Origin of the sequence: Bradyrhizobium sp. LMTR 3 (genome assembly GCF_001693485.1) — a bacterium.
GTDB lineage: Bacteria > Pseudomonadota > Alphaproteobacteria > Rhizobiales > Xanthobacteraceae > Bradyrhizobium.
The window spans coordinates 192,175-215,651 of record NZ_MAXC01000012.1; the positions used below are offsets into that span (position 1 = coordinate 192,175).

Genomic DNA, 23,477 nt, shown 5'->3' on the forward strand with positions numbered 1-23,477 from the left:
CGATGCAACGCGTGCGTTTCGCGCCTCTCCCATCCGCCGCCGCAAATCGACCAGAAATTGTGTCTAGCCACTGCGCCTCGCATGTGGGGACAAGCCTTGAACAAGAAACTGAAATATGCGGCGGCGGCGATCGCCGTCTTTGGCGCAGCCATTTATCTCAACAACACCAATCATCTCGCCGCCCATCAGGAGGGCAAGCCCGTCCTGCTCGCGCATCGCGGCATTGCCCAGCGCTTCGACGAGCGCGAGCTGAAGAACGACACCTGCACGGCGGCGCGAATGCTGCCGTCAAGCCATCAATATCTGGAGAACACGGTCGACTCGATGCGAGCCAGCCTGGCGGCCGGCGCCGATGTCGTCGAGCTCGACGTTCACCCGACGACCGATGGCGAATTCGCGGTGTTTCACGACTGGACGCTGGATTGCCGCACCGACGGGCGCGGCGTCACGCGCGAACACTCCATGGCCTATTTGAAGAAGCTCGATATCGGCCATGGCTATACAACCGATGGTGGCAAGACCTTTCCGTTTCGCGGCAAGAGCATCGGCCTGATGCCGACACTCACTGAGGTGCTGGCGGCCTTTCCGCGAGAGCGGCTCCTGATCAACGTTAAGGGCCGGGACCCGTCCGAGGGGGAGAAGCTGGCGGCCCTGCTGGACAAGCTTCCCGCCGAACGCCGGGCGAAGATCATGGTCTATGGCGGCGATGAGCCGGTCGGGATCGTGCGCCAGCGCCTTCCGGATGTCCGGACGATCTCGCGCGCCACGATCAAGAGCTGCCTGCTCGGCTACATCGGCTATGGCTGGAGCGGCGTGGTGCCGAAAGCCTGCCACAACGCGATGGTGATGGTGCCGATCAACGTCGCCCCATGGCTGTGGGGCTGGCCCGACCGCTTCCTCAGCCGCATGAAGGCGGCCAACAGCGATGTTTTCGTGCTCGGCCCCTATCGCGGCGGCGAATTCTCGACCGGAATAGATACGCCTGAACAATTTGCGCGGTTGCCGCAAAACTATTCCGGCGGCATCTGGACCAATGAGATCGAGGCCATCGCGCCGCTCGCCGGCAAGCGAAACTAGCCGCTAGCTTCGCAATCCCGGCGCCTCGTGCCCGGTGCGCGCGACATATTCGGTGTAACCGCCGCCAAATTGGTGGATGCCCTCCGGCGTCAGCTCCAGCACGCGGTTGGAGAGCGCCGCGAGGAAATGCCGGTCGTGGGACACGAACAGCATGGTACCCTCGAACTCGGACAGCGCATTGATCAGCATTTCCTTGGTCGCGAGGTCCAGGTGGTTGGTCGGCTCGTCCAGCACGAGGAAATTCGGCGGATCGTAGAGCATTTTTGCCATCACCAGCCGCGCCTTCTCGCCGCCCGAGAGCACGCGGCACTTCTTCTCGACGTCGTCGCCGGAGAAGCCAAAGCAGCCCGCGAGCGCGCGGAGCGAACCTTGTCCCGCCTGCGGAAAGGAATCTTCCAGCCAGTCGAACACCGTGCGTTCGCCGTCGAGCAGGTCCATGGCGTGCTGGGCAAAGTAGCCCATCTTGACGCTGCCGCCGATCGCCACCGTGCCATCGTCGGGTTCGGCGGAGCCCGCCACCAGCTTCAAGAGCGTCGACTTGCCGGCGCCGTTGACGCCCATCACGCACCACCGCTCCCTGCGGCGGATCATGAAATCGAGGCCCTGATAGATGGTGCGGCTGCCATAGCCCTTGTGGACGTTCTTCAGGCTGACGACATCCTCGCCCGAGCGCGGCGCCGGCAGGAATTCGAACGCCACCGTCTGCCGTCGCTTCGGCGGCTCGACGCGCTCGATCTTGTCGAGCTTTTTCACCCGGCTCTGCACTTGAGCTGCGTGAGAGGCGCGTGCCTTGAAGCGCTCGATGAACTTGATCTCCTTCGCCAGCATCGCCTGCTGGCGTTCGAATTGCGCCTGCTGCTGCTTTTCGTTCAGCGCGCGCTGCTGCTCGTAGAATTCGTAATTGCCGGAATATGTCGTGAGCGTCCCGCCATCGATCTCGACGACCTTGTTGATGATACGGTTGATGAACTCGCGGTCATGCGAGGTCATCAACAGCGCGCCCTCGTATCCTTTCAGGAACTGCTCGAGCCAGATCAGGCTCTCGAGGTCGAGATGGTTGCTGGGCTCGTCCAGCAGCATCACGTCAGGCCGCATCAGGAGGATGCGTGCCAACGCGACCCGCATCTTCCAGCCGCCGGAAAGCGCGCCGACGTCGCCCTCCATCATCTCCTGGCTGAAGCCCAAGCCCGACAACGCCTCGCGGGCCCGGCCGTCAAGCGCATAGCCGTCGAGCTCCTCGAAGCGGTGCTGCACCTCGCCGTAGCGCGCGATGATATCTTCCATCTCGTCGGCGCGATCCGGATCGGCCATCGCGGCCTCGAGCTCCCTGAGCTCGTTTGCCACGACGCTGACAGGCCCGGCGCCGTCCATCACCTCGGCCACGGCGCTGCGACCCGACATCTCGCCGACGTCCTGGCTGAAATAGCCGATAGTAATCCCCCGATCGAGCGAGACCTGGCCCTCGTCGGGTAGTTCCTGGCCCGAGATCATCCGGAAAAGCGTGGTCTTGCCCGCGCCGTTCGGGCCGACGAGGCCGATCTTCTCGCCCTTCTGAAGAGCTGCGGAGGCTTCGATGAAGAGGATCTGGTGGCCGACTTGCTTGCTGACGTTGTCGAGACGGATCATTGGGCCCTGAGGGAAGGAAATCGCTGTGGCCGCTGCTTAGGACATCTGGCGTGCTTGTGGAAGCGGTTCCGAATATCCCTCGCCGCAACAAACCACGCTACCTGACGGTGTTCCGAACTGTCGCTGCAACTGCATCCCAGGGGACATATCCGGTGGCCGAATGAATTCGCGTTTGAGGATTAAACCTTTTCAGCGCTGCGAACCGATCCGTACCAGCATCGTTAGCCCGTCATCTCCAATTGAACCGACGGAGAGTTCCCATGAGCGCAACGGGTCTCGAAGTATTCGACAGAACGCTCCAGATTACCAACACGTGGTTGGACGAAGTGATGACAAACCTGCCGCGCGATCGCAAGCTGGCGTGGCATATTCTGGGATCGGTATTGCGAACCATCCGCGACCGGGTTCCGGTCAATCTTGCCGCACATCTCGGCGCGCAGCTTCCACTACTGGTGCGCGGCACCTATTACGACCAGTGGCGGCCGAGTGAAACGCCGAAGGCGTGGCGATCGGCAGATGAGTTTCTCTCCATCGTCTCGGCAGAGCTCAGTTCGCAGAAACCGGTCGATTCCAAAGATGCAGCGCAGGCGGTGTTCCGTGTTCTGAACCATCATGTCGATCCCAATCAGGTCGAGAAGGTGCGCCACGCGCTTCCGGAAGACGTTCAGGCGTTGTGGCCCCGTAACAACCGGGTTTCATCGGCGGCCTGATGCGGCATCTGATCGCGGTTCCGAGCATCGACAAGAACCCTGATGTTCGCCGGGCGTTGTCTTGCAGCACAAAAGCAATCAACGACGGGAGTCAGCAATGACCAGAACTCCGCCCGTGCCGCAGGACAATCAAAGCCACAAGGGTACCGGCGATCCCAAATCCGGCAACGCCCATGAAGTTCGGAAGGGCCGCGGCCACATTGAAAATCCCCGTGAGCAGGGCCAGCCGGGCAATACCGCACAGAACACGACACATCAGGGCTATCAGCAGGATCGCTAGTCAGGAGCGAGCACCATGTCGACCTCAACCAAGACGCCAGCGAGCATTCGCCAGGGCGGCCCGGGTGCTTCCCACGAGAACGCAAAGGCGCCGCTTCACGCCCGCAAGCCACCCGCCGACGATCCGCAGCGCCGGCACAGCCAAGTGTCCGGCGGTGGCGGCGAACATGACACCCACCACACTCACGAGCCGGAACGAAAGGGCGGCGGCACCCATCCCGCATCGAAGGACGCGTCATGAGCACCAAGCATGTGAAACTGAACAGACCGACTAACGTCGATCTTGTTCGCAATCCGCTGATCGGGGGCTCGAAGGGAACGACGATGGCGCAGGTAACGTCCGACGAACTCGACGAGTTCGAGGGCGCCAATACCTTCGAGGGCGATATCGAGAATGACACTAATGCCCAGGGCGGCATCGACAAGGCAGAGGTTCGCAACCGCCGCCGCGGACCGCCGCAAAACGATCGGGACAGCGGTCCACGGAGAATGCCGCTGCAGGGGAAGAAGACGCACGAGCAGCAAATGCGGATTCTTGAACGGAAGCCCGATGTGCCCGACGCGAGACAGATGGAGGGGATCGCGCAGACCCAGCACGCTGGCGGCGCCAAAACGGCGAAACGCGAGGCACGTCAATCGGAATTTCCCGTAAGCCGCGGCGGACTCAACCAGGAAAGCCAGCACAACAAGCACAATCGTCCGGGCCAGTCCGGCCACAAGCCTCAAAAGCCATAGGGATAAGTATCATAGGGATAAGTATCATGACACGTGGAGCACACGGAGACGGCAAGCATCTCGGCCCTGGCGCGAAGGGCAAAGGCGCCGGGACCGGCGCCATGACCGACGTGCAGAACGATCTAATCGGCGACAACGCGGTGCTTTCCAACCGCGACAAGACCGAGCATTCGCGCGATCGTGGTCAGGACAGCAAATGGTCCCAAACCGAGCAGTTGAAAGACCACGCCGCAAACAAGGGCCGCGGATAAGGCAAAAATTTGCCGGCCGCATGGAGATCACAGGTTGATCACGCCAAGTCGCGCGGCATGTGCCACGGCATCGGTGCGGCCGGTGGCATCAAGTTTGTCAAGCAGCGAAGCCACATGGAACTTGGCGGTATGCACGGATATTCCGAGCTGGCGCGCAATGGCTTTGTTGGATGCACCTTCGGCCATCAGAACAAGCACGTCGCGCTCGCGTGGCGTGAGATCGATATCGGACGCGTCGACGGCCATCGGCGCGTCGCGTGATATGAGCGCGACCGTTGCTGCCTCTCCGGGCGCCGCCAGACGAAGCCCGGACACGACGCCGAGCAGAGACGCGAGCCGGTCCGCCAGCACCGGATCGGCGATCTCGATGGCTACCACAATGACCGGTGAGGCCTCCTCGTTCACGCTTCTGCCCTTTCGCCGACCGTAAGCTTGATCTGCACCGGTTGGCCGGCGCGGCGAATCGTGATGTCGATGACCGTTCCGATACTATCCGGCCCAAGCGACCGCATCAGCGAGCGCATGCCGGTCAGCTTCTCGTTGTTCCAGCCGACGATCACGTCGCCTTGAAGGATACCGGCGGCGGCCGAGGGACCTGACTTGTCGACACTCATCACCATCGCTCCGACGCCATCGTCGAGCTTGATCGGCTGCAATCCAACCCCGAGATAGCCCCGCGCAATCCGGCCATGGGTTTCAAGCCTTCCCGCGATCCGGTCGATCGTCGCGCCGGGAATCACGAGAATGCGTCGCACCCCCTGGACTGCCATGCCGATCGCTTCGCCGGAGGCATTGACGGCAAGTCCCCCCTCGTGACTGCTGCGCAGCCGTACGTCGAGCTCGATCCTGGCATCGATCTCACCGCCACGAAGGCTGCGCCAGCGGCTCCCGATCAGCGAGACGACGCCGAGCGCCGTCGTGGGAACGCCATGCTCGGCAGCGACGACGACTATCAGCGAGCCAAGATCCGGAACGACAGGCGAGAACGCGACGGAGGCAGTATCAGGGATGGTCTCACCGCCATCACTCCTGGTATCGAGCCGCAGCAGCGCGACATCGGTGGTGTGATCGCGTCCTGCGATCTTGGCCGACTGCGTCGTTCCGTCGGCAAATTTAACCGAGACTTCGCCTTCGTCGGCCAGCGCTTCATCAGCCGTCACGATCAGGCCGGGTTTCCAGATGAAGCCCGAGGCCCGCGAGCGGTGCGAATGCACCGAGACGATCGCGGACTTTGTCCGGGCGACGACATCGGCAAGGGCGGAGGATAACGACGGAAGGATAGTTGCGGTCGGCTCGGGCATGGCAGAACTCCTGGATCGGTTGAATCCAATCTGGGAGTTCAGATTGCGTTCGGGAACTAGCCTGATGGGCAGGCCGCGGGAGTTTTTAGCCTCGAACGCGAGCGTTCCCGCTTCACGCTATGCCGTGTGTCCGGGATCGATGTACTTTGGCGTCTTCTTCTCCCGTTGAGGTGTCATCCTCGCAGGATCGGGGGCGCCAGGCACGCCGCGCGGTCCGAGCTGCTCTCGCTGAATATCGTCTTCCGACTTCTCGGGCTCGACGCCATTGGGCTCGCGATATCGGGTCATGGCTGAACGGGTCTCTCCCTTCGCACATCAGCTCACGCTGTTAATGCCTCAGCAGAACACCTGTTCCTATTCCTGATCAGACGCACGCCACGGAACCAGCATTGCAGCGCGTTCCCGTGTTACAGCTTCCGAGTGTTGATGCTGCATCAATCAATTTTTCGGGCGTTTGCTGGAAGCTTTCTAAGAGCCTCTCTAAGAACCATTCCATTGGAGGAATCGTAATCCCTCGCGTATGCGTCACCGCGTCGCGCTGCCCGACTTCCTGAAGGGCGCGGCGTGAGTGCTCGCAGGTTGGGGTGAACCTTGAAGTCTTGTGATTTGTTGCGGGTCGCCGCGTTGGCGACCGTATCCGTATTGGCGCTGTGGCCACAGTCGACGTTCGCGCAGTCAAGCTCTTCGTCGCAATCCGGGGCACAGTCGTTGCCCCCCGTCGTCGTAGCCTCGCCGGAGGCTCGCCGTCGCGTCACATCGCCGGAGCGGCGGCAGACAAGGCGTGCAACGCAGGCAGCGCAAACCAACAGACCGCCGCCGCAGCGCGGCGTCGGCTTCGTCGAAAACCCGCGCGGCGCCGTCCAAGGCTATGTCGCCGGCCGCTCGATGGCGGGCACCAAGACCAACACGCCGATCATGGAGACGCCGCAATCGCTGTCAGTCATCGGCAGCGAACAAATTCGCGACCAGAAGCCCGGCAAGTTCGACGAGATATTGCGTTACACTCCGGGCGTCGTCGCCGGAACGTTCGGCGCGGACAACCGCAACGACTGGTTTCTGATCCGCGGCTTCAAGTCGGAGGATGTCGGCTTGTTCCTCGACGGGCTGCAGCTCTTCTACACCTCCTACGCGAGCTGGAAGCTGCAGCCATTCAACCTCGCACGTGTCGAGGTGCTGCGCGGCCCGTCCGCCGTGCTGTATGGCGGCTCCAGCCCGAGCGGCATCGTCAACGCGGTCAGCAAGACGCCCCCAGTGGAGCCGATCCGCTATCTCGAGACCGGCGTCAACAATTTTGGAAATGCCTATCTGGGGTTTGATTTTGGCGGCCCGGTCGCAACCGCACCCGAAAACGGCAAGCTGTTCTACCGTGTGGTCGGTCAGATCCAGAACGGCGGCACCCAGGTCGATTTCACGCCCAACAATAACTACTTCATCGCGCCGTCGCTGACCTGGAAACCCGACGCCGACACCACCTTCACGGTGCTCGCCTCCGCCTCGAAGAATGAGACCCGCAGCCTCAACTTCCTGCCCTATGTTGGCACCGTCACCGCCGCGCCATTCGGCCGGATTCCGACCAGTCTGTTTGCCAGCGATCCTAGCGTCGATACCTTCAAGCGCGAACAGGAGATGCTGGGCTACCAGTTCGAGCGCAACCTCTCCGACGACGTGACCTTCCGGCAGAATGCCCGGTTCGCCCATGTCGACGTTACGCTGTCGACGCTGTTTGGTCTCGGCTATATCAACAACGGGGATGCTTCCACCGCGACCCTCTCGCGAGGCTACTTCCTCACCCATGGCATCGCCAATCAAGCCAATCTCGACAACCAGCTCGAATATCGCTTCAACACCGGCATTCTCCGACACACCGCGCTGTTCGGTCTCGACCTCAAGCACTACCGCATCGACGACTGGCAGGGTTTTGGCGGCGCTCCTTCACTCAATCTGTTGAATCCGGTTTACGGTTACAACGCCCCCTTCAGCGGCAATATCATCGCGGATACGACACTGACCCAGAAGCAGCTCGGCTTTTATGCTCAAGATCAGATCAAGCTTGATCGCTTCACGCTCGTGCTCAGCGGCCGCAACGATTGGGTGGCCACCAACAACGACAACCATATCGGCCCCAGTCAGAGCCGCGAGGACAGCAAATTCAGCGGACGCGCCGGGCTGATCTACAATTTCGATTTCGGCCTTGCGCCCTACGTCTCCTATGCAACCAGCTACAATCCGGTCATTGGCCAAAATGCCGGACAGTTGCTGTTGCCGGAGACCGGTCAACAAACCGAGGTCGGATTCAAATTTCAGCCGAACGGCTTCAATGGTCACTTCGGTTTCGCATGGTTCGACTTGAAGCGTCAGAACGCGCTGACGACCGATCCGACTAACGTATTCCTGCCGACCCAGAACGGCGAGGTCACGTCGCGCGGCTTCGAGCTCGAGGCCGTCGCCAATCCGCTTCCGGGGCTCAAATTGGTCGGCGCGTTTACGACCTACGATCTGTTCGTCAGCAAGGACCTGAATCCGGCGCTGATCGGAAAGGCCCCAACCAACACGCCGCAGACACTGACCTCCGGCTGGGTCGACTATACCTTCCAGGAGGGACCGCTGACCGGTTTCGGCCTCGGCGGCGGCGTGCGCTATATCGGCGGCTCCTTTGCCGACAACATCAATACGATGCCGGTCCCCTCTGTCGTCCTCGGCGACGTCACAGTTCACTACGAATGGCAGAACTGGCGCGCAGCGCTCAACGTCATCAACGTCGCAGACACGGTCTATGTGGCGAACTGTTCGTCGTCGAACGCCTGCTTCTACGGCGATCGGCGCCGGGCGACGGCGAGCCTGTCGTACAAATGGTAGAGCGCTCTGAATCGACTTGAAGGGAGGCAGCCCTGAAAGCCAGGACGGTTCGCATCTGGACGGTGGTCCACACCTGGAGCAGCCTGATATCGACGCTGTTCCTGCTGCTGCTGTGCATCACCGGCCTGCCGCTCATCTTCCATCACGAGATCGATGAGCTGCTCGGCTACGATCCAAAGCCCGAGATCGCACAGCCGGGCGCGATGAAACGGAGCATCGACGAGATCGCCCGCACGGCGCTTGCGAACGATCCCGGTCGCGTCCTGCAATATATCTTGTGGGACAAGGACGAACCGAACACGGTGGTCGCCTTCACCAACAACAAGGTCGACGGCGATCCGGATGCTGCGACGCTCAGGGCCTATGATGCACACACCGCCAAGCCGCTCGGCTCGGTCGGCGGCGGCCCGATGCTGATCTTCCTCAAACTCCACGTCGATATGTTTGCGGGCCAGCCCGGCAAGCTGTTCCTCGGCGCCATGGGATTCCTATTTCTTGTCGCCATCGTCTCCGGCGTCGTGCTGTACTGGCCGTTTACGCGGCGCCTGAGCTTCGGCACCCTCAGGGACAAGTCGCGCCGCATTGCCTGGTTCGACTGGCACAATTTTCTGGGCGCGGTGACCATCGCGTGGGCGCTGGTGGTCGGCGCTACCGGCGTCATCAATACGCTTGCGGAAGTGATGCTGAGCCAGTGGAAGGCCAACGAAATCGCCGACATGGTCAAGCCCTACGCGGGCAAGCCGCCGCCGGTGCATCTGGCCTCGCTCGATACAACGATCGAAAGAGCGCGCACGACAGCGCCGGGCATGAACATCTCCTTCATCGCCTTTCCCGGCACCCCATTCACGAGCTCGCATCATTTCGCGGTGTTCATGCGCGGCGACACGCCGCTGACGTCGCGGCTGCTAAAGCCGGTGCTGCTCGATGGCGAAACCGGAGAAGTCTCCGACACGCGCGATCTTCCGATCTATCTCAAGGCGCTGCTGGTCTCGCAGCCGCTGCACTTCGGTGATTATGGCGGCATGCCGCTGAAGATCATCTGGGCCCTGCTCGACATCATGACCATCGTCGTCATCGTCAGCGGGCTCTATCTGTGGATCGTCAAACGCCGCAAGCATCGCAGCCACGCGATAGCGGGGCAGCCTTCCCCGCAGCCGTCGCGATGACCGCCGCCCGCAAATTGCGATCCAGCGGCAATTGGTGGACCGTATACGGCGGCCCGCTGCTGATCGGCGTGCTGTCGGTCGCTGGGCTAATAAGCGCGCTATTGTCCGAGGGACCCGGCCGCTATTTTTCCTGGCTCGCGCTCGGCGCGCCCGTCGCACTAACCGTGTGGTTTTTCGCGCGGCGCAAGCGTGGCTAAGCGGGCCGCATCAGCTTGAGCGTCGCAGCCAGCCGCAAGCTGCGCTTTCCCGCGAGCGCAATGGCTTCCAATTCAGCCCCCGCTTCGTCGCAGGTGCCGGTAAAGCCGATGCCCACCTCATGGCCGCCGAATACAGGGTTTTCGCCCTTCGCCGGCGTATGCTCCTGGTTCAGTATCTCGCCCTTCCAGCGGCCGTCGGCCGACGCGTAGGACCCGAGGTAATAGAAGAAAGCATCGCCGCCGAGGATGCGGCCGTCCAGCAGCAGCATGACGCCGGACAGACCGGCCTCGATACCGTCGAGCGCGCGGAGCTGGAGGGAATAGAGCCCGTTGACAATGCCGCCCGGTCCGACGGTGCCGACCGGCGGCAGCGCTTCGTCGTCGAGCCGCGTCAACTCGGCCCAGAACAAGGCGCCAGGCCGCGGCGCGGCGCTACCTTCAAAACGAATCTTGTTGCCCTTTAGCTTGCCGCGCACGCTGATGGCGGCGACGTCGGTATCCATCAGCGGCTTGTAGTGGGGATCGTCATTGTGACGCTGGGTGATGACCTCGCCGATAATTTCCCCAGCCGTCTCCTGGTAGGTGCCGAGATGGGCAAAGGCGGAATTGCCGCCCAACAGCTTGCCATTGTGCATGCACATGATGCTGCGGCCGAACGCGTCGTTCACGCCGTACTCGACCTTGTAGAGCCCGTTCAGCAATGAAAATGTCCTGCGCTATCGAATCGTCCGCCGGACTTAGCACCGACACCACGATGGAACCAGCGCGCGTTTTATCGCAGTTTCAATGCCGTTTGAAATACTGCACGGCGCGTTCATGCTTTTCCGCCGCCGCACGCGATTTGAACGTTCCGAGGTTACGGCGCTTGCCGGTTTTCGGATTGATTTTGCGGGAATAGAGCCGGTATTCGCCCGATTGCAGTTTTCGGATCATGGCCAGCACCGCTTTCTTGCGAGCCCCCGTCCGCAATAATGACGCCACGGGTCCCCTTGTTCCGCTCCGGCTATTCGCGTTGTCTGGCCTTGCAATGCCGGGATCGTTCGGCCGGCGTGGAATGAACGGGGGATCACGTGCAACATTTCTTCCTCTATCTCCTTGCGCTCGGCGCTGGCGTCAGCGTCGCGACCCAGCAGGTGCTCAATGGCAGTTTGCGCACCGCGCTGGGCTCGCCGGCCTGGGCGGGGCTGATCAGCTATGCGGGCGGCCTCATCACCATGATCGTCGCGGTGATCGCGCTCGGCGAGCGCGTGCCGTCCTGGAAAACAATGGTCGATGTGCCGTGGTACGCGTGGTCGGGCGGCGTGTTCGGCGCTGCCTTCATCCTGCTGGCGATCCTGTTGTTGCCCTCGCTCGGCGCAGCGACGCTGTTTGCGCTGGTCATTGCCGGCCAGGTGCTCGCTGCAGTGACGCTCGACCATTTCGGCGCGTTCGGGCTGACGCCGCATCCCGTGAGCGCCGCGCGGCTCGCAGGCGCAGTGCTGTTGATCGCCGGTGTCGTATTGATCCGGGATTGAAATTCAGGGCTCGAGCCCGCTCTCGCGCAACGCCGGTGCGACCGCAGGCGACGCAAGAAATCGCAGCAGCCGGTCCGCTTCGGCCGGCTTGTTGCTCGCTACCATACGCCCGGCGGAAAACACCGCGGGCGTTTGCAGTTGGCGTGGAATGGCTCCAACCACCTCGATGCCGCCGACCTGCTTCAACTCGCTGATCTGCTGGACGGCGAGATCGGCCTCGCCGGTCACCAGCTTCTCACCGGTAAAACCCTGCGGGATGATCTGCGCCCTCGCATTGACTTCGGCGGCAATGCCGAGTTGCTCGATCAGTTTTGCGAACAGAATGCCGCTGGCGCCGAGCCGCGAATAGGCCACCGTGCGCGCGCCGAGTAGCGCCGCGCGCAGCGCCGCCTCGGTCGCGATGTCGGGATGGGCCGTCCCTGCCTTCACGGCGATGCCGACAAAGGAGCGGGCCAGGTCCACGCAAGTCTGCGGGACCACCCGCCCCTCGCGCACGACTTCGTCCAGCCCGTCGCGAGTCAGGATGACGACGTCCGCGGCCTCGCTCGCGCGCAGCCGGTCCAACAGCGCCAGTGTGGGCGCGAAATCGGCGTCGATGCGTACGCCGCCGGCAGCCTGATACTGGCCGGCCAGGCTTTGCACGGCGCCCTTCAACGCCAGCGTCGAGAGCATGCGCACGGTATCAGCCATCGGCCGCTATACCCGGCGCATCAGCTTGAGCACCGCGGTCATGCGAAGGCTGCGCTTGCCGGCGAGCGCGGTCGCCTCCAAGAGCGCGCCTTGTTCGTCGCAGGAGCCGGAAAAGCCGATGCCGACTTCATGGCCGCCGAGGATGGGGTTCTCGCCCATGGCGGGCGTGTGCTCCTGATTGAGGATCTGGCCCTTCCAGCGGCCGTTCTCCGAGGTGTACGTGCCGAGATAGTAGAAGGATGCGTCGCCGCCGAGGATGCGCCCGTCATTGAGCAGCATCACGCCGGTCAGGCCGCCCTCGACGCCGTCGAGCAGGCGTACGTGGATGGAATAGAGGCCGTTGACGATGCCGCCCTCGCCGACGCTGCCGGCGATCGGGATGGCCTCCTGCTCGATCGGCGTCATCACCGACTGGAACGCCACGCCGGGCAACTCCTTCAAGCCCCCTTCGAAGCGGTACAGATTGCCGTCTGCCCTGCCTTTCGCCAGCAGGGTGGCATCGTCGGTGCCGGCCATCGCGCGGTAATTCGGGTCCGGGTTGTGGCGCACGGTCTGGATCACGATGTCGACGCCATCGTCCCGCTTTTCGTAACTGCCGATATGGGCAAAGGCCGAATTGCCGCCCAGCATCTTGCCGCCGCGTGCATACATCACGCTACGGCCGACCGCCGCGCCAAGCTGAAACCTGACTTTGTAAAATCCCTCAAACAATGCCGTCACCCCGGCAAACCCGGCTCATTGTCTAGCGCGGTTCATAACGCAGGGAAACGGCCTTGAACGAACGTATTTGAATCAACTTATCAAGGCGTCGTGTCATCAAAACGCAATGATCCGCCAAGACGGTGCCCTGGCGGATCAGCTTTGCAACCCGGAAAGCCCGGATTGTATCGTCGGTCCCTTAGGCCGCGGCCGCCTTGGCGCCGGTCGGGACTTCCGCGATCGTCTTCAGGATCTGGGACGCGATCTGGTAGGGGTCGCCCTGCGAGTTCGGGCGGCGGTCTTCCAGATAGCCCTTGTAGCCATTGTTAACGAAGGAGTGCGGAACGCGGATCGAGGCGCCGCGGTCAGCCACGCCGTAGCTGAACTTGTTCCAGGGCGCGGTCTCGTGCTTGCCGGTCAGGCGCTTGTCGTTGTCCGGGCCGTAGACGGCAATGTGGTCCATGAGATTCTTCTCAAAGGCAGCCATCAGCTTCTCGAAGTATTCCTTGCCACCGACTTCGCGCATGTACTTGGTCGAGAAGTTGGCGTGCATGCCCGAGCCGTTCCAGTCGGTATCGCCGAGCGGCTTGCAGTGGAATTCGATGTCGATGCCGTAGCTCTCGGTCAGGCGCAGCATCAGGTAGCGAGCCATCCACATCTGGTCGGCAGCGGTCTTGGAGCCCTTGCCGAAGATCTGGAATTCCCACTGGCCCTTCGCCACTTCGGCGTTGATGCCTTCGTGGTTGATGCCGGCGGCGAGGCAGAGGTTGAGATGCTCTTCCACGATCTTGCGGGCGACATCGCCAACGTTCTTGTAGCCAACGCCGGTGTAGTACGGGCCCTGCGGACCCGGATAACCGTCCGAGGGGAAGCCGAGCGGACGGCCGTCCTTGTAGAAGAAATATTCCTGCTCGAAGCCGAACCAGGCGCCTTCATCGTCGAGGATGGTTGCGCGCTTGTTCGAGGAGTGCGGGGTCTTGCCATCGGGCATCATGACTTCGCACATCACCAGCGCGCCGTTTTCCCGCGCAGCATCCGGATAGACGGCGACCGGCTTCAGCACGCAATCGGAGCTGTGGCCTTCGGCCTGCATGGTGGACGAGCCGTCGAAGCCCCACAGCGGAAGTTGTTCGAGCGTCGGGAACTTGTCGAATTCCTTGATCTGCGTTTTGCCGCGCAGACTCGGCGTCGGCGTATAGCCGTCGAGCCAAATATACTCGAGCTTGTACTTGGTCATTGAGCCTCTCTTGAGTTGCTATGAAATGCGGAAAACCGAAACCTTGAATTCTGGATTTTGACGCCCAGCCCCTGGAGGTCTCCGCATACGTGTACCCGGCCACGTCAGGCCACTTCTTTCTAAGCATTTAGCGTGCCAATCGCTGCAGTGCGGCAACGGCCATCCACAGCGCACGGCGGCGGCGGCCTAAAATAGAAGCTGCGACATAGGAGCGCGGCCGGCCCGCAAATCGGGCGGTCTGGGGGTGGCGCAGCGGTCCGAATCCAGCACATTTTTCCGGCATTTTCGCTTCGCCGCCGCTAAGCGCTTAAAGGTGCGGCATCCTTATGAGGTCCCCAGGTCGGACGCCGGCTCACCTAAGCAACCATCCCGTTGGCCCACGCGTTGGTCACGCAAACGCTGCCTCGCAGAATGCACCGCCAAAACTGCCTACGAAATAGACAAAATCTGCCGCTCTCTTGGTCACTTGCACCCGCCCGGGGCACCGACAATATCGCCTTACGTAACCACTAGAGAACGAGTCGGGCGCACCATGGAGGCTCGCGCTTCGACAAAAGGAGACTGCAATGATGAATCCGAGTTTGCATCACGGGTCAGCCACGATCTACCAATTCCCAGCCGGGGGCCGGGCGGCTCTCGGGGGACGTAGCTATGGCGAGACCAAAGCCGTGACCGAGTTTGCGGCCCAGCCGGTCAATCTCGCGGACTGCTGCGATAGCTGGTATCACGCCGCGGCGATCGAGGACGCCAAGACCGAGCGGGATCACTGATGCCTGGGAGGTGTTTGGCAGGGACGCGCCCGGCAAACGAGGCGCGGACGGAGAACTAGAAAAGGGTCGGAACGAAATCGTTTCGGCCCTTTTTCATGCCTGCTCGCACGTCGTGGTCCGCCGTCTGGCGTGCTTGAGCGTGGTGATCCCGGCTTTGGTGATCCGTAAGGTCACGCCCTTCCCCTGATAACGCGCCCCTGACAGCGTCCAACGCTTGGGCAGCGTCACCGCCTTGCCGTCGAGTTGTAGATGGGCACGCTTGTCGTATTGAAAAAATCCAACCGTGAACTGCGAGCCGTCGGCGCAACGATAATTCTGGAATCTGGACTGCGCCGATGCCTGTGAAGGCATGGTTGCAACCGCGCAGAAGCCTAGCGCCGCGCCAAAAATCGTGATGTTCCGCCAATTCATGCTTCGCCCTCTTGCGAGTTCAGTATAGACGAGACGGGGTCGAACGACACCCATCCCTTGTTCTCCGTCCGAACCATTGCTGCATGATGTCAGATTCCCCTGCCCGCCATCTCAATCTTGCCGGCGCCAGCAACTTTCGCGATCTCGGCGGCTATCCCACAAGCGACGGCCGGACCGTACGCTGGCGGCAGATTTTTCGCTCCAACCATCTTGGCCATCTCACCGAAAGCGATGTCTCCGTCCTGCGGGAGCTGGGCGTCCGCAGCGCGTTCGATTTTCGCGGCGCTGAGGAGCGCGTCGCCGCCCTATGCGGCATGCCCGAGATATCAGTTCATTCGCTGCCGGTTGAGCCGACGGTGGTCGCGGCGCTGCGCGCCATCGCGGCCGCCGGCACGCCGCTGTCGAAGGACCACGCCGTCGAGGTGATGCGCGATTCCTATCGCAACTATGTGCAGAAGAATACGCAACACTTCCGGACGCTGTTTGCGCATTTGCTGGAAGATCGCGCGCCGCTGGTGATCCATTGCACCGCCGGCAAGGACCGCACCGGCTTTGCGTGCGCGCTGATCCTGCATACGCTCGGCGTTTCCGAGGACGTCATCTCGGAAGACTATCTCCTGACCAACCGCTTCTACCGACGGGACCCAAATCACAGCAGCGACCTGCCCGAAAACGTCAGCCAAGTGCTCGGCTCGGTGCAGGCCTCGTTTCTCGCCGCCGCCTTCGAGGCCATCGACGCCGACTACGGTGATCTCGAAAGCTATCTCCGCGATGGTCTCGGTCTCGGCAAAGCCGAACGCGCCCATCTCGAAGCGCGCTATCTGCAGCGCTGATTCCTTTACCTCACCCGCTGCATCGACACGACCTGCGCGGACAGCTTGCCACCTCTCGCCCTGACGTTGACCTGCACCTTGTAGTCGTTGCTGGTTTCGCCCTTGGGCGCGTAGAGCATCGCCGTAAAGCGCACGCGGCCGCGCGCATCGAGTGTCACCGGCAGATCTTCATGCACTCGGAATGAATTGCCCTGGCGGTTTCGCGGCGGCAGCCTGGCCGTCATGACAGGCTCGACCAGCGCACGCAGATCGAGCTTGGTCGCCGCCGCACCGTCGATCAGGTAATAGGCAAAGGAATCGCTCTCCCAACGACTGTTCGCGACCTCGACGACGGCTCGGCTGTCCGGCGACCAGGCCGCAATCAGTTCGTAGCGGTTCGCCCGCATTTCACCCGTCTCCCAATAGGTGCCGCCGAGTGCGGTTAGCACCGCGCCATCGGTGACACGGATGAGGACGTTTTCGACGTCGCTGGGAGTATCCTGGCCGGACGGCAGCCCCTGCGCGGTTCGCCAGGCGAAGGCGTAATTCTTCGAGGGCGAGATGGTGTCGGCGAAGACGCGCATCGCGTCCTTCCCCCCGCCGCATACGAGGCTGCCATGTTGATCGGCGACGCAGGCCTGCGCATAGGCGCCAGCCATTGGCTGAACACACAATGCGAGGAGCGCGAGTCGAAATGCCAGATCGCGACGCATGCGCCATCTTATCTGGTAGACGTCCGCCGTAAAGCGAGCCAGAGCGGCTCGGAAGGCGGCGCTTATCGGCTCAGGCCGCCGCTTCCATTTCCAGTTCGGCATCGAGGTCGGCGATGACGTCCTCGAACGCCGAGATCGCCTGCTGGATCGCTGCGATCTGCATCAATTCCCAGCTCGAGACCGGACCGCTGCGATTCTGCAGCGCTACAACCAGGTCGCGCCGCTGCTCCTTAAGCTGAACAAGCGGTAAACCATGATCCGGCAAACCCATGACAAATCCCCCTGCCTTCTTGTTGGAGTCCCGTTGTACCGAATGGATTCTGCAAACGGCTTACAGAACTCCGGCAAATTTTATCGATTAGCCCAATGCCATGGTCTCCCGTAATTCTACGTAGCTCGCCACCTCCGGTCAGACGTGGGCCGCGACAATTTGGGCTGGCGAGACCGACGGTCATGCAGAAATTCGCCGCATTAGGATTGAAAATCTCCTGATAAGGTGCGCTCCCTCATCCGCATGCGGAGGCCCTTCATGGACGGAAAAGTCATTGTCGTGACGGGCGCGCTGGGTGCGCTCGGCCGGGTGGTCGTGGACGAAGCGCTGGCGCAGGGCGCCAGGATTGCAAGCGTCGATCATGCCCCGACGCAAGCTCCGGCCACGGCGGACCTGTTCGAACTCGGCGGCGTCGACCTCACCGATGCCGCGGTAGCCAAGAAAGCCATCAACGCCGCCGCCGCGCATTTCGGCAAGCTCGACGCGCTGATCAACATCGCCGGCGGCTTTGCCTTCGAGACGGTGGCGGAGGGCGATCCGAAGACCTGGCAACGGATGTATGCGCTCAACGTGATGACCGCGCTCAACGCCTCGCGCGCGGCGATCCCGCATCTCGCCGCATCGGGCGCAGGCCGCATCGTCAATATCGGCGCGATGGGCGCGCTGCAGGCAGGCAGTGGCATGGGCGCCTACGCTGCCTCAAAAGCCGGCGTACACCGCCTCACCGAGGCGCTGGCCGCCGAGCTCAAGGGCAAGATCACGGTCAACGCCGTGCTGCCGTCGATCATCGACACCGCGGCCAACCGCGCCAGCATGCCGAACGCCGATTTCACCAAATGGGTGACGCCGAAGGAACTGGCCGACGTGATCCTGTTCCTCGCCAGCGACGCCGCCAGCGCCGTCACCGGCGCGCTGCTGCCGGTGAACGGGAGGGTTTAACCCTCTACCTCCACCAGTTTTCGCAGCACGGCCTTGAATCGGATGCTGCGCTTGCCGGCGAGCGCGGTGGCTTCGCCTTCCGCACCGTCGCGGTCATACGTGCCGGAAAAGCCGATGCCGACTTCATGGCCGCCGAACACAGGCCGTTCGCCCTGGGCCGGGGTATGCTCGCGGTTGACGAGTTCGCCCTTCCATTTGCCGTTCGCCGCCGTGTACGCCCCGACATAGTCGAAGTACGCGTCGCCGCCCCTGATGCGGCCGTCCTGCAGCATCATGACACCGGTGTTGCCGGCATCGATCCCGTCGAGCATACGGATGTGGATGGAATACAGTCCGTTGCCGATCCCGTCAGCGCCGACCGCACCGGGCGGCGGCGCGTCGGTATCATCGATAGGGCTCAGAACGGTCGTGAAATGGATGCCGGGCAAGGCCACGCTGCCGCCCTCAAAATGAAACTCCTCGCCGCGGAGCACGCCCCTGAAATTCATCACGGCATGTTCGACTTCGAACATCGGAACGTATTTGGGATCGTGATAGTGGCGCGACATCGTAACCTCGCAAGAGACAATGCCATCGGCTTCGGTGAAGTGACCGACAAAGGAAGAGCCGGAATCGCCGCCATACAGTCTGCCGCCCGATGTCGCAAACATGACGCCGCTGCCCGTGCCGCGCGCCGTGGTGAAACGGAATTTGTATAGCCCTTGCAACACGCCTACTCGCTGCGGGAGCGGCAAATGCTGTTGGCCCGCGAACGATCGATTCGCAGGTTCCCTCAAATTGCCGCCGGCCTTGTCCCCGCTCCGACAATAGCCGCTCCGGGGCCATCCGATCAAACGCTTAGCCGGAATTCAGCTAAAGTCGGCATGTTGAGTCGCGGCAGCCAGCGCCGCCGGAGCCTGCCTTGGAAACCGCACTTTATCTTCCCGTCAAACGCTTCCTCGAAAAGCTCGGCTTCACCGTCAAAGGCGAGGTCGGCGGCTGCGATCTCGTGGCGCTGAGTGGCGACGATCCGCCGATCGTCGTGATCGGCGAACTCAAGCTTTCCTTCAACCTGGAACTGATCCTGCAGGCAGTCGATCGCGCCGGCGCCGCCGACGAGGTCTGGCTTGCGGCTAAATTATCCGCCCGCGGCAAGGGCCGCGAAAGCGACGCGCGGTATCGCAATCTCTGCCGCCGGCTTGGCTTCGGCATGCTCGCTGTCACCAGTACCGGCGATGTCGAAGTGCTCGTCAAGCCGCCGACATCAGCGCCCCGCCGCGATCCCAAAAAGCGCTCGCGGCTGATCGCGGAGCACCAGAAACGCAAGGGCGATCCCGTCATGGGTGGATCGACGCGCGCGCCGATCATGACGGCGTACCGCCAGCAGGCGCTGGCCTGTGCCTCCGCGCTGTCCGGCGGGCCGCGGCGCGTCAGGGATTTGCGGGCGGAGATTCCCGATGCCGGAAAAATCCTGCTGCACAACGTTTATGGCTGGTTCGATCGCGCCGAGCGCGGCATCTACGTGCTGACTGATGCCGGCCATGCCGCGCTGAAGCGCTGGCCACAGCAGCCGCTGGATCTGGCTGCCGCCGGCAATCCCTCGCCATGATGGCAAGCACGGTGACACCGAACCGTACGGCGCTACCGGACTTGAAAGATTTTAGACGCATGGCTGTATTGCCAAGCGAAATTCATATTGCAATGCAACATTGGGGCACCTAGGTATCTCCGCAATCAAATGCGAGGCCCTTATGAGCGAAGACTGGAACACGAAATACGGCACACGACGCGTCCGGCGGGATCCGCCGACGCTGGAGGAGGCAATCTTCGCCGCGGTGGGGATCACCGACGATCAGCAGCAGCAGGCGGAAATCGCCGCGGCGCTGATGGGCCTGCCCTACGAGGAAGTGCTGGCTGAAGTGAAGAAGACCGGCCGCGCGCTGGCGCGATCGGCCACCCGCGTCATCGCGGGCGAGCAAGGCGCGCAGCGTTCGGTCGTGGTCGAGCGCCGCGTCGTCAGGCGCTTCGGCAACGACAAGCGTACCGGCACCTGAATAGGCAGCAACTCGCCGGTTGATTTGTCATTCTCCGATGTGCAATTGCACATCGTAGGCGTGCGAAGCGCGAGCGCGGAATCCATTGGACCGCAAAGTGTGAGGCGTGATGGATTCCGGGCTCTCGCTTCGCGAGCCCCGGAATGACGAAGACAGTCGTCCGCTATTTGGCCTGAGCTTAAGACGCACCCCACTCCGACGGGGCGGTCCCGGCCATACGAAGCAGCATTCGCCGATAAGCCCGGTTGAAAGCCACCACCGCACGCGTCGTCTTCAGCACGCTCTCGATCCAGGACGTCGCAAGTTCGGCCTGATCATACTTCGTCAGATCGATCGTGCCGGTGGATTCGCCGTGGCGGAATACAAGCTGCGCGCCAAACTTGCTAGCGAGCGCCCGCATCGCCTCGTTCTGCGCGCCGGTGGTGATCCGCAGGCTCTTATAGCCCTTGGCGCGTGCTTCCTTGATCAGCTTGCGGAACAGGATGCTGCCGACGCCGCGACGCCGCACGGACGTTTCGACGCTGAAGGCGATCTCGGGAAGCGAATCCGGTGACTGGTCCGGCGGATGCAGCTCCGCCGCTCCGCGAACCACGCCGTTTTCAAAGAAGGCGATGATCGTCGTGCCGTCATTGGCGCATTTCTCGGCGTAGCGCTCGATGAAGCTGTCGTCCATGAAGCCATGGAAGCGGTCGCGGCGGCTAGTGCGGTCGAGCCGCAGCAGGTGATCGCGCAATAGCGGCAGTTCTTCCTGCTGGCTCAGCGTGCGCACGCTGCTATCGGCAAGCGCAGCCGCAATAACGGTGAGGTACATAGTCCAAAACTCCTCTGAGAAAACCCTCGAGGAGGCGTCGAATCCCTAGACCACCCATATTGTGCGGCGCAGCATCGAATTCAAGACCGGATCGCTCCGTATACTGCCTTAAATAACGGCAGCATTTCCAGCAATTTAGCCGACCTACCAGTAACCAATTGTTAAGGTTCGTCACCCGACGCAAAGTGGGCATGGAGCTTGCTTATTTTTGGATGCGCCAAGCCCAGGCAACGCACCCGGATGGTTCGTGGAGACCCATTGTGGCTGTCGTGCTCGACACCAGATCTTGCCTTCCGGAGCGCCGGCTTGCGGTGTGGCAGGACATCGTGTGCGACACCTTCGTCGGGCTCGACTGCAAATCGGACATGCGCGGCGCGTTTTGGGGCTCGGTGTCGCAATCCAGAATCGGACAGGTTGCGCTCACGCAGGTCGATTCCACGGCACAGCGGGTATTCCGCACGCCGTCGCGAATAGCCCGCGCCAGCGAAGATTTCGTGCTGATGGCGCTGGGCAACAATGGCGTGAACGGCGTGTTCCAGGATGGCCGCGAGGCTGTCGTCTCCGCGGGACAATTCGTCATCTACGACACCACCCGCCCCTACGAGCTGCGCTTCGACGACAGCTTTTCGCAGACGATCTTCCAGATGCCGCGCAAACTGCTGCAACAACGCGTCGGCTCGTTCGATAGTCTGACCGCGACGACGTTTGCAGGCGATCGCCCGCTCGAACGGCTGACATATGATTTCGCGCGCAATGTGAGCAGGACGATCGAGTTGGTTGATCCCGCCGCCGCGACGCGCCTGCTCGACCAGGCGCTCGACCTGCTCGCGATGACGCTCGCCGACCGGCTGCATGCCCGCTTGCCGGACCAGTCGGCCCACCGGTCGGCGCTGCTTTATCGCCTCAAGAACCATATCCTGACGCATCTTTCCGACCCCGAATTATCGCTGCCGCGCGCTGCGGCGGCGATCGGAATCTCGCCGCGTTACGCCAGCGATCTGATGGCCGCCGAACAGTCCTCGTTCCGCAGCTACGTGCAGGCGCAACGGCTGGAGCGCTGCAAGCGAGATCTTGCCGACCCCGCCTACCAGGCCCGGCACATCGGCGAGATCGCCTTCGCCTGGGGCTTCAACGACCTCGCCCATTTCAGCCGCATCTTCAAGCAGCGCTTCGGCATCTCCCCGCGCGAATGGCGCGAGCAGCCCAGTAAATAACGCCAGCCCTCTCCTCTCCGCCCCTCAGCCATCCATGTGCCGGTTACGACAAGTTTTTGTTCCGCCGCGGACAAGCGGCGCGCACGGCCACGGCTATAGGCTCGACGCCAGCGAACGTCGGTTGCCAATGCGAAAGGATTGATGCGATGGGTCTGGTTCATCAGAAATACAAGGTAGCGGTGGTTCAGGCGGCGCCGGTCTTTCTCGATCTCGACGCAACCGTGGACAAGACGATCGCGCTGATCGAGGAAGCTTCCGCGAAAGGCGCGAAGCTGATCGCGTTTCCCGAGACCTTTATTCCCGGCTATCCGTGGCAGATCTGGCTCGGAGCGCCCGCCTGGGCGATCGGCCGCGGTTTCGTGCAGCGCTATTTTGACAACTCGCTCGCCTTCGACAGCTCACAGGCGGAAAAGATCCGCCAAGCCGTGAAGCGCGCCAAGCTGACGGCCGTGCTCGGGCTGTCCGAACGCGACGGCGGAAGCCTTTATATCGCGCAATGGCTGATCGGTCCCGACGGCGAGACCATCGCCAAGCGTCGAAAGCTGCGGCCGACCCATGCCGAACGGACCGTGTTCGGTGAAGGCGACGGCAGCGATCTCGCCGTCCACGACCGCGCCGACGTCGGACGGCTCGGTGCCTTGTGCTGCTGGGAGCATCTGCAGCCGCTCTCGAAATACGCGATGTACGCCCAGAACGAACAGGTCCATGTCGGCGCCTGGCCGAGTTTTTCGCTGTACGATCCGTTCGCGCATGCGCTCGGCCATGAGGTCAACAACGCCGCCAGCAAGGTCTATGCGGTCGAAGGCTCGTGCTTCTTTCTCGGCCCCTGCGCTGTCGTTTCGCAGGCCATGATCGACGAGCTCTGCGACTCTCCCGAAAAACATGCCTTTCTGCATGCCGGCGGCGGTCACGCCGTGATCTACGGGCCGGACGGCAGTTCGCTCGCCGAGAAACTTCCGCCCGACCAGGAAGGCATTCTGTACGCCGACATCGACCTCGGCATGATTGGGGTAGCGAAGAACGCCGCCGATCCGGCCGGGCATTATTCGCGGCCCGACGTCACGCGGCTGCTGCTCAACACCACGCGCGCCAACCGCGTCGAGCATTTCTCGCTTCCCGTCGATGCCGAGGTCATGAGCGAAATCAGGCTGCAGGCCTGACGCAC

At 62.4% G+C, this 23,477-nt stretch carries 31 protein-coding genes; 17 read left to right on the forward strand and 14 right to left on the reverse strand.

Annotated features, from left to right (window positions below; translation table 11 throughout):
- The first annotated feature begins 96 nt into the window (after positions 1–96).
- Positions 97–1,077 (forward strand): glycerophosphodiester phosphodiesterase family protein, encoded by a 981-nt coding sequence (locus LMTR3_RS10395; protein WP_065745582.1) that lies wholly within the window; start codon positions 97–99, stop codon positions 1,075–1,077.
- 3 nt (positions 1,078–1,080) lie between these two features.
- On the opposite strand, the gene LMTR3_RS10400 is transcribed toward LMTR3_RS10395, so the two are convergent.
- The gene (locus LMTR3_RS10400; protein WP_065744965.1) at positions 1,081–2,703 is read right to left on the reverse strand and encodes an ABC-F family ATP-binding cassette domain-containing protein; all 1,623 of its coding nucleotides are present in this window, start codon (positions 2,701–2,703) and stop codon (positions 1,081–1,083) included.
- Positions 2,704–2,963: 260 nt separating this feature from the next.
- Here LMTR3_RS10400 and LMTR3_RS10405 point away from each other — a divergent pair, with 260 nt between their 5' ends.
- The 5 genes from LMTR3_RS10405 (at position 2,964) to LMTR3_RS10430 (ending at position 4,678) form a co-directional block, all read left to right on the forward strand.
- Complete coding sequence (locus tag LMTR3_RS10405; protein WP_028346376.1) at positions 2,964–3,413, forward strand: DUF2267 domain-containing protein; 450 nt, start codon at positions 2,964–2,966, stop codon at positions 3,411–3,413.
- Between the two features lie 97 nt (positions 3,414–3,510).
- Positions 3,511–3,693 carry a hypothetical protein gene (locus tag LMTR3_RS10410; RefSeq protein ID WP_065744966.1) on the forward strand — a complete coding sequence of 61 codons (183 nt, stop codon included), beginning with the start codon at positions 3,511–3,513 and terminating at the stop codon, positions 3,691–3,693.
- Positions 3,694–3,708: 15 nt separating this feature from the next.
- Complete coding sequence (locus LMTR3_RS10415; protein ID WP_057846514.1) at positions 3,709–3,933, forward strand: hypothetical protein; 225 nt, start codon at positions 3,709–3,711, stop codon at positions 3,931–3,933.
- Entirely contained in the window at positions 3,930–4,427 is a 498-nt protein-coding gene (locus LMTR3_RS39110) for a hypothetical protein (RefSeq protein WP_245319823.1), read from the forward strand. Before LMTR3_RS10415 ends, LMTR3_RS39110 begins: the two co-directional genes overlap by 4 nt.
- Before the next feature lie 26 nt (positions 4,428–4,453).
- A complete protein-coding gene (locus LMTR3_RS10430; RefSeq protein ID WP_065744967.1) occupies positions 4,454–4,678 on the forward strand; it encodes a hypothetical protein in 225 nt (74 codons plus the stop codon).
- Between the two features lie 27 nt (positions 4,679–4,705).
- On the opposite strand, the gene LMTR3_RS10435 is transcribed toward LMTR3_RS10430, so the two are convergent.
- The 3 genes from LMTR3_RS10435 to LMTR3_RS38415 form a co-directional block, all read right to left on the reverse strand.
- Positions 4,706–5,083 carry a response regulator transcription factor gene (locus LMTR3_RS10435; protein ID WP_065744968.1) on the reverse strand — a complete coding sequence of 126 codons (378 nt, stop codon included), beginning with the start codon at positions 5,081–5,083 and terminating at the stop codon, positions 4,706–4,708.
- Positions 5,080–5,979 (reverse strand): S1C family serine protease, encoded by a 900-nt coding sequence (locus LMTR3_RS10440; protein WP_065744969.1) that lies wholly within the window; start codon positions 5,977–5,979, stop codon positions 5,080–5,082. Before LMTR3_RS10440 ends, LMTR3_RS10435 begins: the two co-directional genes overlap by 4 nt.
- Before the next feature lie 117 nt (positions 5,980–6,096).
- A complete protein-coding gene (locus LMTR3_RS38415) occupies positions 6,097–6,267 on the reverse strand; it encodes a hypothetical protein (RefSeq protein ID WP_176721856.1) in 171 nt (56 codons plus the stop codon).
- A gap of 318 nt (positions 6,268–6,585) precedes the next feature.
- Here LMTR3_RS38415 and LMTR3_RS10445 point away from each other — a divergent pair, with 318 nt between their 5' ends.
- The 3 genes from LMTR3_RS10445 to LMTR3_RS10455 all read left to right on the forward strand — a co-directional run bounded on the left by LMTR3_RS10445 (position 6,586) and on the right by LMTR3_RS10455 (position 10,198).
- Entirely contained in the window at positions 6,586–8,835 is a 2,250-nt protein-coding gene (locus LMTR3_RS10445; protein WP_065744970.1) for a TonB-dependent siderophore receptor, read from the forward strand.
- 62 nt (positions 8,836–8,897) lie between these two features.
- A complete protein-coding gene (locus LMTR3_RS10450) occupies positions 8,898–10,001 on the forward strand; it encodes a PepSY-associated TM helix domain-containing protein (RefSeq protein ID WP_245319824.1) in 1,104 nt (367 codons plus the stop codon).
- Positions 9,998–10,198 (forward strand): hypothetical protein, encoded by a 201-nt coding sequence (locus LMTR3_RS10455; protein WP_065744972.1) that lies wholly within the window; start codon positions 9,998–10,000, stop codon positions 10,196–10,198. Before LMTR3_RS10450 ends, LMTR3_RS10455 begins: the two co-directional genes overlap by 4 nt.
- Here LMTR3_RS10455 and LMTR3_RS10460 read toward each other — a convergent pair.
- Positions 10,195–10,899, reverse strand: a complete 705-nt coding sequence (locus tag LMTR3_RS10460) for a GrlR family regulatory protein (protein ID WP_065744973.1) — start codon at positions 10,897–10,899, stop codon at positions 10,195–10,197. The genes LMTR3_RS10455 and LMTR3_RS10460 overlap by 4 nt on opposite strands.
- Before the next feature lie 82 nt (positions 10,900–10,981).
- A complete protein-coding gene (locus tag LMTR3_RS37425) occupies positions 10,982–11,131 on the reverse strand; it encodes a hypothetical protein (protein ID WP_141686549.1) in 150 nt (49 codons plus the stop codon).
- A gap of 137 nt (positions 11,132–11,268) precedes the next feature.
- Between LMTR3_RS37425 and LMTR3_RS10465 the strand changes: the two genes are divergently transcribed.
- Complete coding sequence (locus tag LMTR3_RS10465; protein ID WP_065744974.1) at positions 11,269–11,712, forward strand: DMT family transporter; 444 nt, start codon at positions 11,269–11,271, stop codon at positions 11,710–11,712.
- A gap of 3 nt (positions 11,713–11,715) precedes the next feature.
- On the opposite strand, the gene LMTR3_RS10470 is transcribed toward LMTR3_RS10465, so the two are convergent.
- From LMTR3_RS10470 to LMTR3_RS10480, 3 genes are all read right to left on the reverse strand, one after another.
- The gene (locus LMTR3_RS10470; protein WP_065744975.1) at positions 11,716–12,402 is read right to left on the reverse strand and encodes a substrate-binding domain-containing protein; all 687 of its coding nucleotides are present in this window, start codon (positions 12,400–12,402) and stop codon (positions 11,716–11,718) included.
- A gap of 6 nt (positions 12,403–12,408) precedes the next feature.
- Positions 12,409–13,113 carry a GrlR family regulatory protein gene (locus LMTR3_RS10475; RefSeq protein ID WP_065745584.1) on the reverse strand — a complete coding sequence of 235 codons (705 nt, stop codon included), beginning with the start codon at positions 13,111–13,113 and terminating at the stop codon, positions 12,409–12,411.
- A gap of 187 nt (positions 13,114–13,300) precedes the next feature.
- Positions 13,301–14,338, reverse strand: a complete 1,038-nt coding sequence (locus LMTR3_RS10480; RefSeq protein ID WP_065744976.1) for a glutamine synthetase beta-grasp domain-containing protein — start codon at positions 14,336–14,338, stop codon at positions 13,301–13,303.
- Positions 14,339–14,904: 566 nt separating this feature from the next.
- Between LMTR3_RS10480 and LMTR3_RS10485 the strand changes: the two genes are divergently transcribed.
- On the forward strand, positions 14,905–15,108 hold the full coding sequence (locus LMTR3_RS10485; protein ID WP_065744977.1) for a DUF2735 domain-containing protein: 204 nt from the start codon (positions 14,905–14,907) through the stop codon (positions 15,106–15,108).
- Between the two features lie 93 nt (positions 15,109–15,201).
- On the opposite strand, the gene LMTR3_RS10490 is transcribed toward LMTR3_RS10485, so the two are convergent.
- Positions 15,202–15,519, reverse strand: coding sequence for an MliC family protein (locus LMTR3_RS10490; RefSeq protein WP_084029520.1), 318 nt, complete (start codon positions 15,517–15,519; stop codon positions 15,202–15,204).
- 86 nt (positions 15,520–15,605) lie between these two features.
- Between LMTR3_RS10490 and LMTR3_RS10495 the strand changes: the two genes are divergently transcribed.
- Positions 15,606–16,352, forward strand: a complete 747-nt coding sequence (locus LMTR3_RS10495) for a tyrosine-protein phosphatase (protein ID WP_065745586.1) — start codon at positions 15,606–15,608, stop codon at positions 16,350–16,352.
- Positions 16,353–16,357: 5 nt separating this feature from the next.
- Here the strand turns inward: LMTR3_RS10495 and LMTR3_RS10500 are convergent, their stop codons facing one another.
- Together LMTR3_RS10500 and LMTR3_RS10505 are read right to left on the reverse strand one after the other, a co-directional pair.
- A complete protein-coding gene (locus LMTR3_RS10500; RefSeq protein WP_245319825.1) occupies positions 16,358–16,915 on the reverse strand; it encodes a hypothetical protein in 558 nt (185 codons plus the stop codon).
- Positions 16,916–17,114: 199 nt separating this feature from the next.
- The gene (locus LMTR3_RS10505; RefSeq protein WP_028346392.1) at positions 17,115–17,315 is read right to left on the reverse strand and encodes a hypothetical protein; all 201 of its coding nucleotides are present in this window, start codon (positions 17,313–17,315) and stop codon (positions 17,115–17,117) included.
- A 258-nt stretch (positions 17,316–17,573) separates the two neighbouring features.
- Here LMTR3_RS10505 and fabG point away from each other — a divergent pair, with 258 nt between their 5' ends.
- A complete protein-coding gene (fabG, locus tag LMTR3_RS10510; RefSeq protein ID WP_065745587.1) occupies positions 17,574–18,254 on the forward strand; it encodes a 3-oxoacyl-ACP reductase FabG in 681 nt (226 codons plus the stop codon).
- On the opposite strand, the gene LMTR3_RS10515 is transcribed toward fabG, so the two are convergent.
- Positions 18,251–18,964 carry a hypothetical protein gene (locus tag LMTR3_RS10515; RefSeq protein ID WP_065744979.1) on the reverse strand — a complete coding sequence of 238 codons (714 nt, stop codon included), beginning with the start codon at positions 18,962–18,964 and terminating at the stop codon, positions 18,251–18,253. The genes fabG and LMTR3_RS10515 overlap by 4 nt on opposite strands.
- Positions 18,965–19,155: 191 nt before the next feature.
- Here LMTR3_RS10515 and LMTR3_RS10520 point away from each other — a divergent pair, with 191 nt between their 5' ends.
- Positions 19,156–19,842 (forward strand): DUF2161 domain-containing phosphodiesterase, encoded by a 687-nt coding sequence (locus tag LMTR3_RS10520; RefSeq protein ID WP_065744980.1) that lies wholly within the window; start codon positions 19,156–19,158, stop codon positions 19,840–19,842.
- A 142-nt stretch (positions 19,843–19,984) separates the two neighbouring features.
- Positions 19,985–20,287: a hypothetical protein gene (locus LMTR3_RS10525; protein ID WP_028346396.1), complete on the forward strand. Its 303-nt coding sequence runs from the start codon at positions 19,985–19,987 to the stop codon at positions 20,285–20,287.
- 178 nt (positions 20,288–20,465) lie between these two features.
- Here the strand turns inward: LMTR3_RS10525 and LMTR3_RS10530 are convergent, their stop codons facing one another.
- Positions 20,466–21,098, reverse strand: coding sequence for a GNAT family N-acetyltransferase (locus LMTR3_RS10530; protein WP_065744981.1), 633 nt, complete (start codon positions 21,096–21,098; stop codon positions 20,466–20,468).
- A gap of 260 nt (positions 21,099–21,358) precedes the next feature.
- Here LMTR3_RS10530 and LMTR3_RS10535 point away from each other — a divergent pair, with 260 nt between their 5' ends.
- Both LMTR3_RS10535 and LMTR3_RS10540 read left to right on the forward strand, forming a co-directional pair.
- Positions 21,359–22,312 (forward strand): AraC-like ligand-binding domain-containing protein, encoded by a 954-nt coding sequence (locus tag LMTR3_RS10535; protein WP_065745588.1) that lies wholly within the window; start codon positions 21,359–21,361, stop codon positions 22,310–22,312.
- A gap of 146 nt (positions 22,313–22,458) precedes the next feature.
- Complete coding sequence (locus tag LMTR3_RS10540; protein ID WP_065744982.1) at positions 22,459–23,472, forward strand: carbon-nitrogen hydrolase family protein; 1,014 nt, start codon at positions 22,459–22,461, stop codon at positions 23,470–23,472.
- Positions 23,473–23,477: the final 5 nt, after the last annotated feature.

Coding starts and splice junctions, on each gene's coding strand:
- LMTR3_RS37425 (WP_141686549.1), bottom strand. CDS start 11,131: ATGATCCGAAAACTGCAATCGGGCGAATACCGGCTCTATTCCCGCAAA.
- LMTR3_RS10505 (WP_028346392.1), bottom strand. CDS start 17,315: ATGGGTTTGCCGGATCATGGTTTACCGCTTGTTCAGCTTAAGGAGCAG.
- LMTR3_RS10400 (WP_065744965.1), bottom strand. CDS start 2,703: ATGATCCGTCTCGACAACGTCAGCAAGCAAGTCGGCCACCAGATCCTC.
- LMTR3_RS10525 (WP_028346396.1), top strand. CDS start 19,985: ATGAGCGAAGACTGGAACACGAAATACGGCACACGACGCGTCCGGCGG.
- LMTR3_RS10500 (WP_245319825.1), bottom strand. CDS start 16,915: ATGCGCGTCTTCGCCGACACCATCTCGCCCTCGAAGAATTACGCCTTC.
- LMTR3_RS10440 (WP_065744969.1), bottom strand. CDS start 5,979: ATGCCCGAGCCGACCGCAACTATCCTTCCGTCGTTATCCTCCGCCCTT.
- LMTR3_RS10455 (WP_065744972.1), top strand. CDS start 9,998: ATGACCGCCGCCCGCAAATTGCGATCCAGCGGCAATTGGTGGACCGTA.
- LMTR3_RS10430 (WP_065744967.1), top strand. CDS start 4,454: ATGACACGTGGAGCACACGGAGACGGCAAGCATCTCGGCCCTGGCGCG.
- LMTR3_RS10480 (WP_065744976.1), bottom strand. CDS start 14,338: ATGACCAAGTACAAGCTCGAGTATATTTGGCTCGACGGCTATACGCCG.
- LMTR3_RS38415 (WP_176721856.1), bottom strand. CDS start 6,267: ATGACCCGATATCGCGAGCCCAATGGCGTCGAGCCCGAGAAGTCGGAA.
- LMTR3_RS10470 (WP_065744975.1), bottom strand. CDS start 12,402: ATGGCTGATACCGTGCGCATGCTCTCGACGCTGGCGTTGAAGGGCGCC.
- LMTR3_RS10490 (WP_084029520.1), bottom strand. CDS start 15,519: ATGAATTGGCGGAACATCACGATTTTTGGCGCGGCGCTAGGCTTCTGC.
- LMTR3_RS10530 (WP_065744981.1), bottom strand. CDS start 21,098: ATGTACCTCACCGTTATTGCGGCTGCGCTTGCCGATAGCAGCGTGCGC.
- LMTR3_RS39110 (WP_245319823.1), top strand. CDS start 3,930: ATGAGCACCAAGCATGTGAAACTGAACAGACCGACTAACGTCGATCTT.
- LMTR3_RS10405 (WP_028346376.1), top strand. CDS start 2,964: ATGAGCGCAACGGGTCTCGAAGTATTCGACAGAACGCTCCAGATTACC.
- LMTR3_RS10415 (WP_057846514.1), top strand. CDS start 3,709: ATGTCGACCTCAACCAAGACGCCAGCGAGCATTCGCCAGGGCGGCCCG.
- fabG (WP_065745587.1), top strand. CDS start 17,574: ATGGACGGAAAAGTCATTGTCGTGACGGGCGCGCTGGGTGCGCTCGGC.
- LMTR3_RS10485 (WP_065744977.1), top strand. CDS start 14,905: ATGATGAATCCGAGTTTGCATCACGGGTCAGCCACGATCTACCAATTC.
- LMTR3_RS10495 (WP_065745586.1), top strand. CDS start 15,606: ATGTCAGATTCCCCTGCCCGCCATCTCAATCTTGCCGGCGCCAGCAAC.
- LMTR3_RS10540 (WP_065744982.1), top strand. CDS start 22,459: ATGGGTCTGGTTCATCAGAAATACAAGGTAGCGGTGGTTCAGGCGGCG.
- LMTR3_RS10410 (WP_065744966.1), top strand. CDS start 3,511: ATGACCAGAACTCCGCCCGTGCCGCAGGACAATCAAAGCCACAAGGGT.